The 17481-nt window shown below is 70.3% G+C and carries 6 protein-coding genes and 1 pseudogene; 3 read left to right on the top strand and 4 right to left on the bottom strand.

Annotated elements, in window-relative coordinates; all coding sequences use genetic code 11:
- Window positions 1-3 precede the first annotated feature (3 nt).
- The gene (locus ACZ4EG_RS38820; protein ID WP_467793977.1) at window positions 4-1668 is read left to right on the top strand and encodes a M4 family metallopeptidase; all 1665 of its coding nucleotides are present in this window, start codon (window positions 4-6) and stop codon (window positions 1666-1668) included.
- 82 nt (window positions 1669-1750) lie between these two features.
- Window positions 1751-2272 carry a DUF1990 domain-containing protein gene (locus tag ACZ4EG_RS38815; protein WP_453558063.1) on the top strand — a complete coding sequence of 174 codons (522 nt, stop codon included), beginning with the start codon at window positions 1751-1753 and terminating at the stop codon, window positions 2270-2272.
- Between the two features lie 86 nt (window positions 2273-2358).
- Here the strand turns inward: ACZ4EG_RS38815 and ACZ4EG_RS38810 are convergent, their stop codons facing one another.
- The 4 genes and pseudogenes from ACZ4EG_RS38810 to glgP all read right to left on the bottom strand — a co-directional run.
- The gene (locus ACZ4EG_RS38810) at window positions 2359-2817 is read right to left on the bottom strand and encodes a hypothetical protein (RefSeq protein WP_467793976.1); all 459 of its coding nucleotides are present in this window, start codon (window positions 2815-2817) and stop codon (window positions 2359-2361) included.
- Complete coding sequence (locus ACZ4EG_RS38805) at window positions 2807-9661, bottom strand: polymorphic toxin-type HINT domain-containing protein (protein WP_467793975.1); 6855 nt, start codon at window positions 9659-9661, stop codon at window positions 2807-2809. The genes ACZ4EG_RS38810 and ACZ4EG_RS38805 overlap by 11 nt, the downstream gene beginning before the upstream one ends.
- Window positions 9662-9713: 52 nt before the next feature.
- Window positions 9714-14111, bottom strand: coding sequence for a LamG domain-containing protein (locus tag ACZ4EG_RS38800; protein ID WP_467793974.1), 4398 nt, complete (start codon window positions 14109-14111; stop codon window positions 9714-9716).
- Between the two features lie 206 nt (window positions 14112-14317).
- Window positions 14318-16579 (bottom strand): annotated as a pseudogene (glgP, locus tag ACZ4EG_RS38795) (alpha-glucan family phosphorylase); the annotation flags it as partial.
- A 130-nt stretch (window positions 16580-16709) separates the two neighbouring features.
- Here glgP and ACZ4EG_RS38790 point away from each other — a divergent pair.
- A partial coding sequence (locus ACZ4EG_RS38790; protein ID WP_467793973.1) for a maltotransferase domain-containing protein occupies window positions 16710-17481 on the top strand: 772 nt, incomplete at its 3' end.

Genomic DNA, 17481 nt, shown 5'->3' with positions numbered 1-17481 from the left:
TGAGTGAGCCCCCTCTACGCGCGTCACAAGCGCACCACTCTGGCCATCGCCACCGCTGTCGCAGCCGGAGCCCTGCTCTCCACCGGGCTGACCACCAGCGCCTCCGCGCAGACCCCGATCGGGTCCGCCTCCGCAAAGCCCCTGGCCGCCGCCCCGACCACGCTGTCGGCCGCGGCCCGCACCTCCCTGGTCCAGCAGGCGCAGGCCGGCGCCACCGAGACCGCCCGGAGCATAGGCCTCGGCGCCAAGGAGAAGCTGGTCGTCAAGGACGTCGTCAAGGACGTCGACGGCACCGTCCACACCCGCTACGAGCGCACCTACGCGGGCCTTCCGGTGCTCGGTGGCGACCTGGTCGTGCACACGTCCAAGGCGGGCAAGGCCGAGGGCGTCACCAGAGCCACGAAGAGCGCCATCAAGGTGGCGTCGCTCAAGCCGCAGATCGCCGCCGCCAAGGCCGAGAAGCAGGCGCTGACCGCCGCCAAGTCCCTGGGCTCCGCCAAGACCTCGGCCGACGGCGCGCGCAAGGTCATCTGGGCCGGCTCCGGCAAGCCCGTCCTCGCCTACGAGACGATCGTCGGCGGCCTCCAGGACGACGGCACCCCGAACCGGCTGCACGTCATCACCGACGCGGCCACGGGCCAGAAGCTCTTCGAGTACCAGGGCATCGAGAACGCCACCGGCACCGGCAAGACGCTGTACTCGGGCACCGTCAGCCTCAGCACCAACCTGTCGGGCTCGACGTACCAGCTGTACGACACCACGCGCGGCGGGCACAAGACGTACAACCTGAAGCACACCACCAGCACCGGCACCGGCACGCTGTTCACCGACTCGGACAACGTCTGGGGCACCGGCAGCGCCTCCAGCTCCACCACCGACCAGACCGCGGCCGCCGACGCCGCCTACGGCGCGCAGGAGACCTGGGACTTCTACAAGAGCACCTTCGGCCGCAGCGGCATCAAGAACGACGGTGTCGGCGCCTACTCGCGCGTCCACTACGGCAGCTCGTACGTCAACGCCTTCTGGGACGACGACTGCTTCTGCATGACCTACGGCGACGGCGAGACCAACACGCACCCGCTGACCTCGCTGGACGTGGCCGGCCACGAGATGAGCCACGGCGTCACCGCGAACACCGCGGGCCTGAACTACTCGGGCGAGTCCGGCGGCCTGAACGAGGCCACCTCGGACATCTTCGGCACCGGTGTGGAGTTCTACGCCAACAACTCCTCCGACGTGGGCGACTACCTCATCGGCGAGAAGATCGACATCAACGGCGACGGCTCGCCGCTGCGCTACATGGACAAGCCCAGCAAGGACGGCGGCTCGGCGGACTACTGGTCCTCCTCGGTCGGCAACAAGGACGTGCACTACTCGTCCGGCGTCGCGAACCACTTCTTCTACCTCCTCTCGGAGGGCAGCGGTTCGAAGACGATCAACGGCGTCACCTACAACTCGCCGACCTACAACGGCTCCACCGTCACCGGCATCGGCCGCGCCAAGGCGCTGCAGATCTGGTACAAGGCACTGACGACGTACTTCACGTCGACGACCAACTACAAGTCGGCCCGCACCGGCACCCTGTCGGCGGCGTCCGCCCTGTACGGCTCCAGCAGCACCGAGTACAAGGCGGTGGCCGCGGCCTGGTCGGCGGTCAACGTCAGCTGACAGCCGACAGCTGTCGGACAATCGGCTCAAGGGCGGTACCCGGAACGAAAGCGTTCCGGGTACCGCCCTACGCTTGTGACCCATGCCCTCGGCGCCCTTCACCTACGAGCCGGTCGGCGCGACCCGCGACGACCTGAACTTCTGCCCGCCCGGATTCCGTCCGATGCACGTCCGAACCCGGATCGGTGAGGGTCCGGAGGTCTTCCGCCGGGCCGCGGAGGCGGTCCTCACCTGGGAGATGCACCGTGCGATGGGCGTCGGCATCGACGCCACCGCCGACCGCGCCGCACCGGACGTGGACGTCACGGTCACCCTCGCCGGCCTGATCAAGGCCCCCTGCCGCATCGTCTGGACGGTCGAGGAACCCCGCCGCGCCGGCTGGGCCTACGGCACCCTGACCGGCCATCCCGAATGCGGCGAGGAGGCCTTCGTGGTGGACCGCACGGGAGACGGCACGGTGTGGCTGACGGTCGCCGCGTTCAGCCGCGCCGAAAAGTGGTACGCCCGCGCGGGCGGGGCGGCGACGCGGGGGTTGCAGCACGCGTACGCGCGGCGGTGCGGGGTGGTACTCAGGCGGCTGTGCGCCGAATTCAGCACGGACTGACCGAATTCCTCGGCCGGACGCCGGCAGAAATGCCGGAGGCTCCGCCGAATACTTGTTCGGCGGAGCCCCGGACGGACCCTCACGGATCAGATCGAGCTCTCGGGAAACCCGTAGTGCCGGCCACCCCGCACGAAGACCCTCCACGCTTCCATGGAGCCCGAACAGTCGGGAAAGACCTCGATCCGGAATGCGGGTTCCCACCCTGCGACAAGATGCCCGCCGTCGCCGACCGTCACCCGCGTCACGGTCGGCCGAAGCTGCTCCAGGATCCCGTTCAGCGTCGCGGCCCGGGAGTCGTAGACGGTCTTGAACCGGTCGAACGCGTCCGTCCCCGCCCCCTGCTGGGGGTACCTCATGTCGCGGGACCCCAGAATCAGCTTCCCTTCCTGAAGGATCCGGAAGGGACACTGGACATGCGCGCTGACCGCCTCGCCGTGCGGGCCGGCGAACTCGATCACACCCAGGTCGGCGGCCCTGCCGACGGACCGCACGGTCGTGCCGTGCAGTAGCCGTCGGATCTCGGAGGTCTGGCCGTCAGCAATCACCGAACAGTCCCTTCGCCTCTTCCACGATGCGGTGATAGCCGTACCCCTGGCCGGTGATCCTGTCGTGCAGGGCCCGACGCTCGGCAGGTGTTATCTGCCGGCCCAGACCTCGTTCGACCTCACGCAGCGCGTCCTTGAACTCCTTGTTCTCCGCCTGGTTTCCCCGCGGTGCATGGTAGCCGTCGTCGTCGAGATCTCCCGAGTCCCAGTCGTTCTTGAGATCCTGGAGTCCCTTCTCCCAGTCGAAGCCGCCGTCGTCGTTGTGGACGAGTACGGCCGTGGGCCCCGCCAGCACGTAGTACGTGTGCACACCGTCGACCGTGAGGTCGTACGTGCGGTGGCGCTGCGTCCAATGGGCCACCGCCGTGATCTGGACGCGGGTGCCGGCGCTGGTCCGCAGCCACTGCCCCGGCTTCAGCTCGCCGGCCTGGGCCCAGCCGTGGAGTTCCGGAACCCAGAAGGGGTGCGTGTCCGTGGCGGTGAGCATGGACGTGGTCATGCCGTGCTTGCCGGTCGCGACCGTCAGGGTCGTGAAGTCCTTGTCGTCCTCCGTGGTGATGGTGGCGACGACCTTCTTCGTCGACGTCTTGCCGGTCTCCGGATCGGTGACCACGACCTCTTCACCGGTTCTGACGTCCTCGATGTTCTTGGCGGAGCCGTCGCCCATGAGGACCTCGGTGCCCGGCAGGAAGCTGTGCTTGACGGGGCAGACCTTGCCGACGTCCTCGGCGGCCTCCTCCGCCTCCTGCATGATCTTGCGGGCCCACTTCTGCTCCTTGCGGAACTTCATGGCGGCCTTGGAGAGCTTCCAGGCGCCCTTGATCAGTTCGGCGCCCTTCTTGAACATCGTGCCCCACGGGATGGCGTCGATGAGCAGGCTCACGCAGCTGGAGACACCGCCGTTGAGACAGCCCGTGAAGTCGTCCCAGCCGATGAAGGACTTGAAGACGTCCCAGCCGACGTTCTTGGCCACGTCCATCAGGCTGGTCTTCTGGATCTTCTTGGCCTTGGCGACGTCCTGGTTGTTCACGTGGCCGCCGACGGAGCCACCGCCACCACCGCCGTTGCCGCTTCCACCACCGCCCTGGTACTCGGGGCACTTCGGGTTGGTCAGGCTCGGGCAGTAACCGCCGGTCGGCTTCTGGGGGTGGCACATCTCCGGGACGACGTCGCAGTGCGTCGTGCCGTTGGGGTCGCTCAGGGTGACCGGGTTGTTGTCGCTGTAGGCGTAGCCGTTGAACGACTGCGGGTCGTCCATGTTCATGAGCGGGTCGACGCTGATGAACCGGCCGAGCGACTCGTCGTACTCGCGGGCCCCGAGATGGGTCAGCCCGGTCGCGGTGTCCTGCGTGCCGCCGACGAAGCCCTCCGTGCCCGGCCAGGCGGCCGGCTTGGTGCCGCGCAGTGCGCCGAAGGGGGTCGTGCGGCGCTGCTGGAGCACCTGGGTCGCGGCGTCCACGGACAGCTGGCCCGTGCCCTGGTGGTCCGCGACGCTGAAGGAGACCTTGTTGTCGTCGCCGCGGATCGCCTCGACGCCGTTGCCGAGGTCGTAGTACCGCGTGCACTTGGCCTTCGTGGCGCCCTTGGCGAGCGTGATCTCGCTGCTGCCGAGGTAGAGCGTGGTCTCGGTCGGCGTGCGCCGGACGAGCCGGTTGCCGTCCACGTCGTACAGGTACGTCCTGGTCTTCGTGCCCCCGTTGCCGTCGGGCTCGGAGACCTTGGCCAGGCGTCCCTCGGCGTCCCAGTCCAGGGTCTGGGTGTTGCCGCCGATGGTGCGGGTGTGGGTGTTGCCGATCTCGTCGTAGCTGTAGGAGTCCCGCGAGGTGTTGCCGCCGGGGCCGGTGGTGTCCACCTGGGTCAGCGTGTGCGCCTGCGTGGTGCCGGCGGGCGGGTAGCTGTAGGCGTGCTTGACGTCCTTGGCGGTGTCACCGCTCGGGTCGTGCACCACCTCGGTGGCCCGGTTGCCCTCCGAGGCGCCGCTCGCCGTCCTGTCGTAGGTGTACGAGCGCCAGTACGGAGCCGGTCCGCCGAGCAACGAGGTCGAGGGGGCCGCGGCGCAGTCGGTGGTGCCCTGCGCCCAGGCCTCGGTCAGGCGCTGGAGATAGTCGTACTGGAAGCACTGGTTGTCGGTGCCGTCGCGGGAGACGTCCGAGATGGAGAGGATGTCGCCGGATTCGTCGTACCCGTAGGTGGTGGAGCGGTCGACGCCGGAGACGCCCTCGCGGTCCACCCGGGACGTCTTCAGGCGCTGGGTGCCCCATTCGTAGGTGCTCGACAGCCAGGTCTTCTTGCCGCCGGTGGTGGCGGTCTCGACCTGCTCAGGCTTGCCGGTGAAGCTGTAGTTGACGTTGGTCAGGTAGGTGCTGGTGCCGGTCGCCGTGATCCGGCGGTGGGTGTCGTCGTAGCCGTAGGTGAAGGACTCACCGGGCAGCGAGCCGGCCGCCGGATAGCTGAGGCCCTTGACCGTGCCGTCCAGGTTGTAGCTGGTGTCCTGCTGGTACGAGCCCTGCAGCGCGCCCTCGGATGCGGGGATCGTGGTCGTAGTGCGGGTCGGCCGGTACAGGCCGTCGTAGGCGTTGACCGTGGTCGTGTACTCGTTGGTGCCGTCGTAGCGGGTCCAGGAGCCCAGTTGGCCCTTGGCGTTGGTGACGGTGTCATAGCTCCACTTGGCCAGCAGCGGACCGCTCGCGCCGCCGGAACGCTCCTCGGTCTTGCGGCCGAGGTCGTCGTAGGCGTAGGCGAGGGTGACCTTGCCGGCGTCCTTGGTGCGGTCGTCCTTGACGGTGAGCAGGTTGCCCCGGTCGTCGTACGTGGAGACCGTGGTGCCCTTGTCGGGGTCGGTCGCCCGGATCGTGCGGCCGAGCAGGTCGTACTCGTTGGTCCACTTGTTGCCGGCCGGGTCGGTGACCTTGGACAGCTTTCCGGCGGGCGTGTACTCGTAGGCGGTCACGTCGTGGTCGCCGGTGGGCGTGTTGCCGTGGTACTGCCACAGCTCACTGGTCCGGCCACGGGCGTCGCTGATCGTCGTGGTGGCCGGCTGACCCTTGGGCGGGGTGACCGTCACCCGGTCGCCGCCGTACGCGGTCGTCGTGGTCGACAGCACCGTGCCGCCGTCGCCGTTGCCGGCGACCTCCTTGCGCTGCGTCTCACGGCCCAGCCCGTCGTAGGAGAACCAGGTCTGGGTCTCCACGGCGAGCGCGTTGTCCAGGACCAGCGGGGTCGTGGACGGCGGCGAGGTGTTGTAGTGGCTCGCGAAGGTCTTCGTGGTCAGGCCGCGGGCGTCGTAGAAGGTGTCGGTGAGCAACCGGCCGCCGGCCGGGCCCGGGTCCTGCGTCTGGGTGGGCCGCAGGAAGCCGTCGTACAGGTCGTACGAGGTCTCCTGGGTGCCGTCGTTCTTCAGGGTCCTGGTGCCGACGGCGGGTGCCTTGGCGTCGGCGATCGTGTAGCTGAACTCGTAGTTGGGGGTCTGGCTGCCGGCCTTGGAGCGGTTGGGCAGCCAGACCTTCAGGGAGCGGCCGAGGCCGTCGTAGGTGTAGTCGATGCGCTTGCCGTTGGTGTCCACCACCGCCGTCGTCTCGCCGCGCAGCGGGTCCACCGAGGTGGTGACGGACTGTGCGGTGGTGCTGTCCCCGGTCCTGGCCGGCGGGCCCGTGACCTTGTAGCTGGTCGGGATGCCGGTGGTGGGGGTGTAGACGGTCGTCGTGGTGTGGCCGTCGCTGCGCGCGGTGCGGGTCAGCTTGCCGGCCGAGTCGACCTTCACGTCCGCGGTGATGTCGGTCGTGCTGACCGCGCGGCCGTAGGTGTCGTAGCCGGTGCCCTTCTCCAGGTAGGTCGCGGTGGTGCCGTCGTGCTTGGTCAGCGTCGCGGTGTAGCGGGCCTCGCCCTTGGTGGGCGCCGCGCCGTAGTCGGTGCCGTCGTAGGCGGTACGGACGTCGGAGATGACCTGCTTGTCCCGCTGCGGGGTGGTCTCGCACTTGACGGAGACCGTCTCCACCCGGGAGACCAGCGAGTAGATGTTGGCCGAGGGGTTGTCCGCGTAGGTGGTGCGGGTGCACTGGTCGTCGGTGCTGTCACCGCTCTGCCCGAGGTCGTTCACCTGCGTGGCGCGGCCGGTGGCGTCGTCGAAGGTGGTGTAGCTGGTGGTCTCCCGCCACTTGGCGCCCGCGCCGTCGTCCAGCGAGGTGTAGGTGTGCGTCCAGTCCGTGCCGGAGTGGTTGGCGGTCGAGGTCCCCCAGGAGCGGGTGCGCTTGGCGGTCTCGTGGAACCAGCCGTGGTTGACCGCCTTGTTCAGCAGCCGGCCGCCCGGACCCGAGTAGTTCTCCGTCCGGTACTCGAATCCGGCCAGGGCCTCCCAGTCGGCGATGGTGGCGCCCTCCCCGTCGTCCAGGGTGACGTCCTTGGTGCCGCCGTCCTTGTTCAGCCGGTCGCCGTTCATGCCGCGCAGGAAGTAGTGGTCGGCCTGTGTGGTCATGCCGGAGGTGCCGCCGGACTCGACGCGCACATGCCGGTAGCCGCGCCACTGCGACCAGGTCTTGTACTTCTCCTTGGTCAGGCCCTCGTCGTCGTCGTAGTGCCAGGCCGCGCCGTCCAGGTAGGAGTACTCGGTGACCGAGTCGGGCGACTGGCCGGTGCGGTCGGTCTGGGTCACCGACGTCACCACGTACTTGTTGAACCACTGCAGGCTCGGGTCGACGTCGCCGGAGGCCGTGTAGTACTGCGGATAGCAGCGGGTGGTGTTGGTCTCCGGAGTCGGCAGGCTGTCCCAGGAGCAGGCGGCCGCCGAGTAGTTGACGGATATCTGGCCGCCGGACTCGTCCGAGATGTTCGACACCCGCGCCTTGATGAAGGGCGCGGTGCCGTCGCCGGTCCTGTCGAGGCGGTTGGCGTCCTGGTGGTAGGTGAAGGTGACCTTCGGCAGGGTGACGGCGGGGGTGGCCGACTTGCCCGTGTGCTGGATGGAGTCCAGCAGCAGCTGGTAGTCGATGTCGGCCTGGCCCCAGCGCTGGGTCAGGTCCCAGGAGTCGACGTCACCGTACGTGCCGTCGGACTTGAGGAGCTGCGTGGTGACGTTGGCCAGCCGCTTGCGGGTCCAGAACGTGGGCGCGTACTGGCCCGTGCAGTCCGTGCCCGCCTTGCAGTTCTGGTCCCAGGGCGTGTCGTACCAGTAGAAGGACTTGTCGTCGATCGTGTCCGCCGCGCAGGTCACCCCGGTCTCGGGGATGCACCGCTCGGTGGAGGTGAACTCGACCTTGCCGAGCGCCTTGGCGGAGTAGACGGTGTCGCTGCGCAGGCCGTACTCGATGCGGTCGAGGCTGCCGCCACGGACGTACGGCGTGTCGTCGGCGGCCTTGAGGGCGCGGCCGTAGCTGTTGGTCTCCTGGTCGTAGTAGTACGCCATGGCGTTGCCGTTGGTGTCCACGACGTAGTCGAGGTTCCAGCGCCAGGCCTGCTGGCACCAGGAGTCGGCGAAGGTGCTCGCGTGGCAGGGCTCGCCCGCGTCGTCGCCGTAGACCGGCACCGTCCAGGCGGAGTCCGTGGTCTCCTTGCCCGAGGCCCAGCCGGGCAGCTTGTTGTAGCCGAAGAAGTACTGGGTGCCGTCGGTCGTGGTGACCTTCCAGTACTCCTGGTTGTTGTCACCGTTGTCACGCGCGTCCGACGAGCTGCCGGTCAGCCGCTCGACGCGGGTGCCGTCGTCGTTCTTCAGGTGCCACTTGCCGTCGGAGTCCTGGATCAGCTCGCCGCCGTGGCCGTTGAAGCTGAGCGTGGCGTTGTCGTAGCCCCAGCACAGGTCGCCGGGCTTGTTGCCGTCGACCTTGACGCCGTCGTCGTCGCAGGACTTGTACGAGCGCTCGATCGAGCCCGGCCACAGGTCGAAGCCGTCACCGACCCAGGAGGACTGGTTGTTGCTGGTGGTGGTGCGGCCGTCGATGGAGCCCGACGAATAGGTCAGGCCCACGTTCGGGACGAGGCTGCCGGGCACGTCCGGCACGTCCATGTCGTACGACCAGGAGAAGTCGCCGGTGTTGAGCGAGGTCTGCCAGGTCGCGGACGGGGACAGGGCGGTCGCCTTGTAGTCGCCCTGGCTGCCGGAGGCGGCCGCGGTGACCGCGAGGACGGTCGCCGCGGACGCCGTCGCGAGCGCGGTCTTCCCGGCCGGCCTGGCGGGCACGGTCACCGTGTCCGCCGTCAGGGTGCGGTGCTCGGTGTCGTTGACGGCGGCGAGCGGAGTCGCCCTACGGCAGGACGCCCTGTCCGGGGTGGTCAGGGCACAGGCGGGCAGCCGCACCAGGTGCAGCCGGGAGCCGTAGCCGCCGCCGTACGCCTCGGCGAAGCGGGCGTAGTCGACCTGGAGGCCGACCTTGCCCGCCCGGGTTCCGGCGTCGGCCCGGTCGACGGCGAGCAGCAGGCCGTCGCCGACTCCGGCGCGCCCGGCCGCCTTGCGGTCCAGGACGCGCACGCCGGCCTTGGTGACACGGTCGGCGGCCTTCACCGCGCCCTTCGGCGCGCGCACGGACAGGGGCAGCCCGCCGAACCGGTTCCCGGCGGCAAGGCCCTTGGTCGTGGCGCGCGCGGCGGGCACCGCGGCGGTCGCCGTCCCGGAGGCCGGCCAGGCCGCCGCCGGGTCACCCTTCGGCGTGAGCGGCGACGTGTCCTGCTTGCGCGGCTTCACCTTGCGGCCGTGCCCGGTGACGGGCTTGTCCGCCTGGTGCACGGTGGGCCGTCCCGCGCTGGGGTCCGCGGCGGCGGACTGGCCGGTCACCACCTGGATCAGGGCGCCGACCAGCGTGGCCGACACCGTCAGCGCCGTCCGTCTGCGGACGCGCTGCCACGGCTTCCCGTTCACTTCCCCACCCCTCGTCGACTTCGCTCTGCCGCCGTGCACACGCTCGCCGCCGTCATCCCGCGGTCCCGCTGCCGGGCACCGCGGTCGGCAGGTCGGCCGTGCCGAGCGACAGTTGCTGGATCTGGTCCTGGTCGAGCGCGCCCTGGAACGCCCACACGTCGTCGATGGCACCGGACCAGTTGTCGCCCCAGGTGCCGGCGGTCTTCGCGCGGCCCAGCTGGAACGTCTTCGCGGCGTTGAAGCCGACCGTGTCGTCGGACCAGGAGACATGGTCGGTGCAGGCCGGGTCGTCCCTGGTGCCGTCCGCGTCGTCGTCGGCGCAGACGAACTGCTCCAGCTGGCCGTTGACGTAGAGCTTCATCGTGTCGGCGAACGCGTCGTAGACCAGGGCGAGATGGTTCCAGCCGTTGGCGCTGTAGTCGTCGAAGAGCGTGCTCTGCGCCGTCGACTCCTTCGCCGAGGTGGTGTCCGCGTCCGGCATGGTGATCCGCCAGCGGCCGGTGGTGATCGGCGTCGACGGGTCACCGTCGTCCGGACCCGGCTCGTAGCCGAGGACGAAGGCGCTGTTGACCGAGCCCTCCTGGCTGAGCACCGCGCCAGGCTGCTGCGGGCGTCCGGCCGACGCCTGGGCCCAGGCCGTGACGGTGAAGCTCTGGCTGGTGTCGATCGGGACCGAGCCGGTGGCCGCGTAGTCGTTGGTGCCGTCCAGGACGAGCGCCCCGGAGTCCACCCAGCCGCTGCCGGCGGCCGCCCCGTTGTAGAGGGTGACCGGGCGGTTGCCGGTGGAGGCGTCCGGCGAGGTGACCGGGGTGCCGGTGGCGGCGTCCAGCTTCCAGCGGCCCTTGACCACCGGGTGCTGCTTGAACAGGTTCTTCACCTCGTCGCCCGAGATCACCCGGTCGTACATGCGGACGTCGTCCATGTCGCCGCGGAAGAAGCCGCTCGGAGCCGCGGCGCCGTTGCCCGCCGCGCCGAGGGTCACATGGCCGGTGGCCAGCCAGGGCGTGGTGAACGCGGTGGTCGCCTTGAGCACGCCGTTGACGTACAGCCGCAGCACCTGCGCGTCGGAGTCGTAGACGCCGACCACATGGCTCCACTCGCCGAGGTTCGCGGCGGCGCAGTTGGTGTTCGCCGGGCAGGCGTTCTCCTGGGCCCGGACCACGGTGGCGTCGGCCGTGTCGGCGGTCTCCCGCATGAAGACCCAGCCGCCCAGCGCCGTGGAGTGGTACAGCTCGAACCCGCGGGCGTTGGTGCTGCTCTGGGTGATCGTCGTCATGGCGCGGGCTTCCTTGTCCTTCGGCAGCCTGGCCCACATCGACACCGAGAAGCTGTTGCTGGTGTTCAGCAGCGGCTGGCCGGTCTCGGCGTAGTCGTCGGTGCCGTCGAAGGTGAGCGCCGTGCCGTCCGCGCCCGTGCCGCCGAGGGCGGCTCCGCCGTGCAGGTCGGCCGCGAGCGGCTGGGCCCGGCCGGTCAGCACCGCCTGGTCCGCCGACTCGTCCAGCGGGAAGACCGCCTTCGCGGGCCGGCCACCGCTCTGTACGGGCTTCTTGGCGGCGAGTGTGGAGACCTGGCTGTCGGACAGCTGGTAGTCGAACATCTCGATGTCGTCCAGGTCACCGGGGAAGAACCCGTGCAGCTGCCCGTAGTTGCGGGCGACACCGATCAGCACCGGTCCCCGCGCGTCCCACGGACTGGTGTAGTCACTGGTGGCGACGAGCGAGCCGTTGACGTACAGCTTGAGCTTGCCGCTCGGGCCGTTGTAGGCGCCGACCAGGTGGGTCCAGGTGCCCAGACGGCCGGCCACGCAGGCGGTGTCGCCGGCCGCGCAGGCGGGCTGCGACGCGCGGACCACGCCGGTGCCGGAGGCGTCGACGGTGTCGCGCAGGAAGACCCAGCCGTGCGAGGCGCTGGAGTAGTACAGCTCGAAGCCGCTGTTGTTGGTGCCGGCCTGGGAGAGCACGGTGACGGCGCCGCCGGGTTCGGTAGCGGGCAGCTTCGCCCACGCCGACACGGTGAAGCTGTTGGCCGTGTTGAGCACCGGGGACTGGGTGGCGGCGTAGTCGTCGGTGCCGTCCAGGTGCAGGCCGGTGCCTGTGACGCCCTCACCGCCCGCCTTGGCGCCGCCGGCCAGCGTGGCCTCGATGGCGCCGCCCTGACCGCTGACCGCGCCGCTGCCGGACGGCTCGTCCAGCTGCCAGGACATGCGCTCGGGCTGTCCGGCGCGCACCCGGAAGTAGTAGGTGCCGATGCTGCTGCCGTTGCCGGCGGCGTCGAAGGCCTGCGCCGTGATGTAGTTGACGCCGGACTTCGTCGGCATGAACTTCATCGTCTTGGCGCCGCCGCCCGAGGTGGTCAGCGTGTTGGCGCTGCTGGGCGGGCCGTTGACACCGAACCAGTACTTGGTGACGTCGGTCGCGGTGGAGTCGATGGTGAAGGTGCCGTACCGGCCCACGCCGTCCAGCCAGGGGTCGTCGGGGTTCTCCGGGTCCGACTCCGTGTACTGCGCCGAGGCGATCGACGGCTCGGCGGGCACGCTGGTGTCGTAGAGCACCGCGCAGTCCGTGGCGGAACCCTCGTAGGACCACGGCGACCACTGGGCGCCGTCGTACGAGCGCGCGTGCCAGCCGATCTTGGTGTTCTTGGGGATGCTCGACGGCAGGGTCACCGAGAAGGACGAGCCGGAGCTCTTGTACTTCGACAGGGACGAGGTCCAGCGGGGGGACCAGCCCTTGCTGTCCCCGTTGTCCCAGGAGGCCTGGAACTGCACCGCGATGTCGTCCTTGTCAGGGTCGCTCACCCCATCGGCGCGCAGCGTCGGCAGGATCCGCGCCCGCTTGACGGTGGACGAGCAGTCACCCCCGGGCTTCTGGCTGAGCTGGGACATCCTGATCTGGCCGGGCGGCCGGTTGTACTGCACCCGCAGCCAGGCGTCGTCGGCGAACCGCTTCCAGGCGTACGGGTCGGTCTCGCTCCTGGCCCGCAGTCCGAACGTGGTCGTCGCCCAGCCGTTGGCGGCCGCCTGCTGGACCGCGCGCAGCGCCCAGAACTCCACGTTGCCGCCGGGGCAGTCGCCGCTCCAGCCCTTGGCCTCGCTGCGCGTCTGCAGCAGATCGGTCCAGAAGGCATCGTTGTCCTGGGAGTTCCAGGTCGTCGACTTCGAGATGCCCTTGGTGCGGTAGAGCTGTACGTCCGTCTTGTCGCAGCTGTAGGAGTGGGTCTCCTTCACCACGAACTCGGCCGACAGGACGGACTTGCCGATGAACCTCGACGTGGGCACGGCGTAGAAGAGCCGCTTGACGTCCTGGGGCGCGCAGCGCGCGTCGCCCGCGCAGTAGCCCATGCCGGCGTCGGAGTCGCCGTTGAAGCGCCACTGCGGGGAGGACGCCCAGTACTTCGACACCATCGTCCAGTTGCCCGCGCCGGGCGAGTACCACTGGGGGTCGATGTAGACGGGGTAGGTGGCGTTCTTCAGCAGCTTCTGGTCCGGGGTCAGGACGAGGTGGCCGCCGTGGGACGGCACGTCCACGCCGAGGGGGGCGACCTTGGCGGACTCGCCGGGACCGGGGAGCTCGCCGGGGGCGGGGAGCCCGCCGGTGGCGGAGCGGGAGCCGGTCAGGGCGCCGCGGGCGGCCGCCTTGGCGCGGCCGCCCTTGCTGGAGTCCCACATCAGGGGCTTGGGGGCCTCGAACACCGTGCCTCCGGCGGCGGAGTCGAGCGCGGCCAGGCTGCCGTCGGCGCCCTCGCGCACGGTCATGCCGTCCGCGTTCATGGCCAGCTTCAGCCGGGCGAGCTTCGGGTTGGCAGCCGCCTTGGCCGACTTGACGACCAGCACCTGCGAGATGCCGTCGACGTCCGCGCGTACCCGCAGGTCGACGTCCGGCAGGACCGAGCGGTAGGTGGCGGTGGAGCCGTCGAGCACGGGCTCGGGCAGTGCGGTGGGCCAGGACAGGGCGAGCGTGCGGCCGGCCTGGTCCAGTTTGATCAGCGGCTGGTCACCGCCACCGGAGAACGCGATCGCGACGGCCGTGGCCCCCGGGGTCACCGTGCCGTCGGACCGGCGGTGCAGCGTGGTGTCGATGTCCTTCCAGGCGCCGTCCACCCGCGTCCGCACGGGACGCATGTGCTCGTCCGCCTCCAGCGTGCCGTCGGGCCGTGCGAAGACCTCGCTGGTCTCGCTGCGCAGCGCGGTGACCTCGACCCGCTTGCCGGAACGCTTCGCCCGAGCCAGCGCCGCGTCCTCCGCGCCGCCCGCGCCCGCGCCCCCGTTGCCGTCCCCGTTCCCGTTCCCGTCTCCGGCGGAACTGCCGGTCGTCTTCGTGGCGGCGCCGGACGCCGCGTGCGCGGCCGCCGCCACGGGTGACGCAGTGAGCAGTCCGGCGACCAGAAGCACTCCGAGCGATGCCCCAAGGCCGCGCACCGACCGGCGTCCGGACAGACGTCTCCCCTTCACGATCCCTCCCCCGTTACCTCGCGTGTCACTCACGACACGGACGGCTCGGGAATCTATGGGGAGCGTGTAGCGGCGTCCAGAGCGGCCAAACCGGTCAAACGATCATGGGCTTCCCATGGGGCCGCAAAGCCAAGAGGGTGATTAACGACACAGTTGAACGTTCGATGTTGACTCGGCGGACTCCAGGAATCCGCCGAGCCACATCACTAGCGCATCAGGACTCCCGCGCCCTCCACGACCTCCTCCGACGGCACCGCGACCAGACCCAACTCAGCACCGGACGCAAGCAGTTGGTGAGCGGGAAGAATGCGGACCGTGTAGCCGTAGGGGCCCGTGCGGTCGAGGGACAGCGGGCCCTCGTAGACCCAGCGGCCCTCCAGGTCGGCGCCTCCCGCCGGCTTCAGCGGGACCGTCTCCGCATCGGTGATGCGGTCCTCCGGGTCGACGCGGCCGGAGACCACCTGCACCTCGACGTCGTCCGGGCCGAGTTCGCCGAGGCCGACACGGACCCGCAGCCCCAGCGTCGTGCCCAGCTCCGCCGTGGCCATGGCCGCCGTCGTCTCCACGTGGTCGACCGTCACCCCGTGCCACGCGGCGCGCACCCGGGACTTCCAGCGGGCCAGTTCGCCCGCCGAGTCCGGGGTCAGCGCCCGATTGGCCTGGGCGGCGGGGGTGTAGAGCCGCTCGACGTACTCCCGGACCATGCGGCCCGCCAGCACCTTCGGGCCGAGCAGTGTCAGCGTCTGGCGGACCATCTCGATCCAGCGGTCGGGCAGGCCCGCCTGGCCGCTCTCGTAGAAGCGGGGGGTCACCCGCTGTTCGAGGAGGTCGTACAGAGCGGCGGCCTCGATGTCGTCGCGGTGGTCGGGGTCCGTGCCCGCGCCGTCCGCCGTCGGGATCGCCCAGCCGAAGTCCGGCTGGAACCACTCGTCCCACCAGCCGTCCAGGACGGAGAGATTGAGACAGCCGTTGAGCGCCGCCTTCATACCGGAGGTCCCGCAGGCCTCCAGCGGACGCAGAGGGTTGTTCAGCCAGATGTCGCAGCCGGGGTACAGCTTCTGCGCCATCGCCATGCCGTAGTCCGGCAGGAAGACGATGCGGTGGCGGACCCGCGGGTCGTCGGCGAAGCGGACCAGCTCCTGGACGAGCCGCTTGCCGCCGTCGTCCGCGGGGTGCGCCTTGCCCGCGACGACGATCTGGATCGGGCGTTCGGGGTGCAGCAGCAGGTCCATCAGCCGGTCGCGGTCGCGCAGCATGAGCGTCAGGCGCTTGTACGACGGGACCCGGCGGGCGAACCCGATGGTCAGCACGTCGGGGTCCAGGACGCCGTCGATCCAGCCCAACTCGGCCGTCCCCGCGCCGCGTTGCCGCCAGGATGCGCGCAGCCGCTCCCGTACCTCCACGACCAGCTGCTCGCGCAGATTGCGCCGTAGCTCCCAGATCTCCTGGTCCGGGATGCCCGCGACCACGTCCCAGCGCTCCGCGCCACCGGCCGACAGCTCGTCCTCGGCGCGCTCGGCACCGAGCTGGCGCGCGCCGAGGCTGAACACCTCCGGGGCGACCCAGGTGGGGGCGTGCACACCGTTGGTGACGGAGGTGATCGGGACTTCGTCGGGGTCGAATCCCGGCCACAGTCCCGAGAACATCTCGCGGCTGACGTTCCCGTGCAGCAGGGAGACGCCGTTGGCGCGCTGGGCCAGCCTGAGGCCCATCACGGCCATGTTGAAGAGGTTGGGCTCGCCGCCCGGGTAGGTCTCCATGCCGAGCCGCAGGATGTGCTCGACGTCGATGCGCGGCAGTTCGGCGTCGGGGCCGAAGTGGCGGGCGACCAGCTCCCGGTCGAAGCGGTCGATGCCGGCCGGGACGGGGGTGTGCGTGGTGAACACCGTTCCGGCGCGGACGGCTTCCAGTCCCGCGTCGAAGTCCAGTCCCTGATCGCAGAGTTCGGCGATGCGCTCCAGGCCGAGGAAGCCGGCGTGGCCCTCGTTGGTGTGGAAGACCTCGGGCTCCGGGTGGCCGGTGAGCCGGCAGTACGTCCGTACGGCCCGCACTCCTCCTATGCCGAGCAGCATCTCCTGCAGCAGCCGGTGCTCGCTGCCGCCGCCGTAGAGCCGGTCGGTGACGCCGCGTTCGCCGAGGTCGTTCTCCTCGACGTCCGAGTCCAGCATCAGCAGCGGCACGCGGCCGACCTGGGCGAGCCAGATCCGGGCGTGCAGCTGCCGGCCGCCGGGCAGCGCGAGGGAGACCTGGGCGGGGGTGCCGTCGGCCTCCTTCAGGAGCGCCACCGGCAGCTCGTTGGGGTCGAGCACCGGGTAGTGCTCCTGCTGCCAGCCGTCCCGGGACAGGGTCTGCCGGAAGTAGCCGTGCCGGTAGAGGAGACCGACCCCGATCAGCGGTACGCCGAGGTCGCTGGCGGCCTTCAGATGGTCACCGGCGAGGATGCCGAGGCCGCCGGAGTACTGGGGCGGGGATTGCTCACCCGAATAGGGTGGGAAGGCTCCTCCGGTACACCCCGCAGAGGCACCACGGACACACCTGCAGGACCCACCTCCCCACATCCATCCGCCCACACCCACGTTGACGCGGACAGGAGCGGTCATGCCCGCCAAGCACCACTCGTCAGTACCCCCGACAAGCAGCAGAAACAGCTCGAAGGGCACTGCCGGCGCGGCCGCCGGCACAGCGGATGCCCTGCCCCCGCCCGTACGCGCGTCCGTACGCCCGGCCGACTCCGGCCCCCCGTTGCGGGAGCAGTCCTTTGCGGGCGGGACCACCGTGACCGGCCGCATACCCGTCCTCGACGTCCGCCCGGTCGTCCAGCGCGGATCCAGGCCCGCCAAGGCGGTCACTGGAGAGACGTTCGAGGTTTCGGCCACGGTGTTCCGAGAGGGACACGACGCCGTGGCCGCCAATGTCGTGCTGCGGGACCCCGAGGGCCGTCCCGGCCCATGGACGCCGATGCGTGAACTCGCCCCGGGCACCGACCGCTGGGGCGCGGACGTCACCGCGGGCGAGCCCGGTCGCTGGACGTACACGGTGGAGGCGTGGGGAGATCCGGTCACCACCTGGCGCCACCACGCGCAGATCAAGATCCCGGCGGGGATGGACACCGAGCTGGTGCTGGAGGAGGGTGCCCGGCTGTACGAGCGGGCGGCCGCCGCGGTGCCGAAGCGCGACGGGCAACGGGACGTCCTGCTCACCGCGGTGGACGCCCTGCGGGACGAGGGCCGGCCGGCCGCCTGGCGCCTTGCGGCGGCGTTGGCGCCGGAGGTGGACGGGGTGCTGGCGCGGTATCCGCTGCGGGAGCTGGTGACCGCGTCCGAGCCGATGCCGCTGCTGGTGGAGCGTGAACGCGCGCTGTACGGCTCGT

The organism is Streptomyces sp. NPDC025638 (genome assembly GCF_055558775.1).
This window is presented reverse-complemented; position numbering and strand designations above follow the sequence as displayed.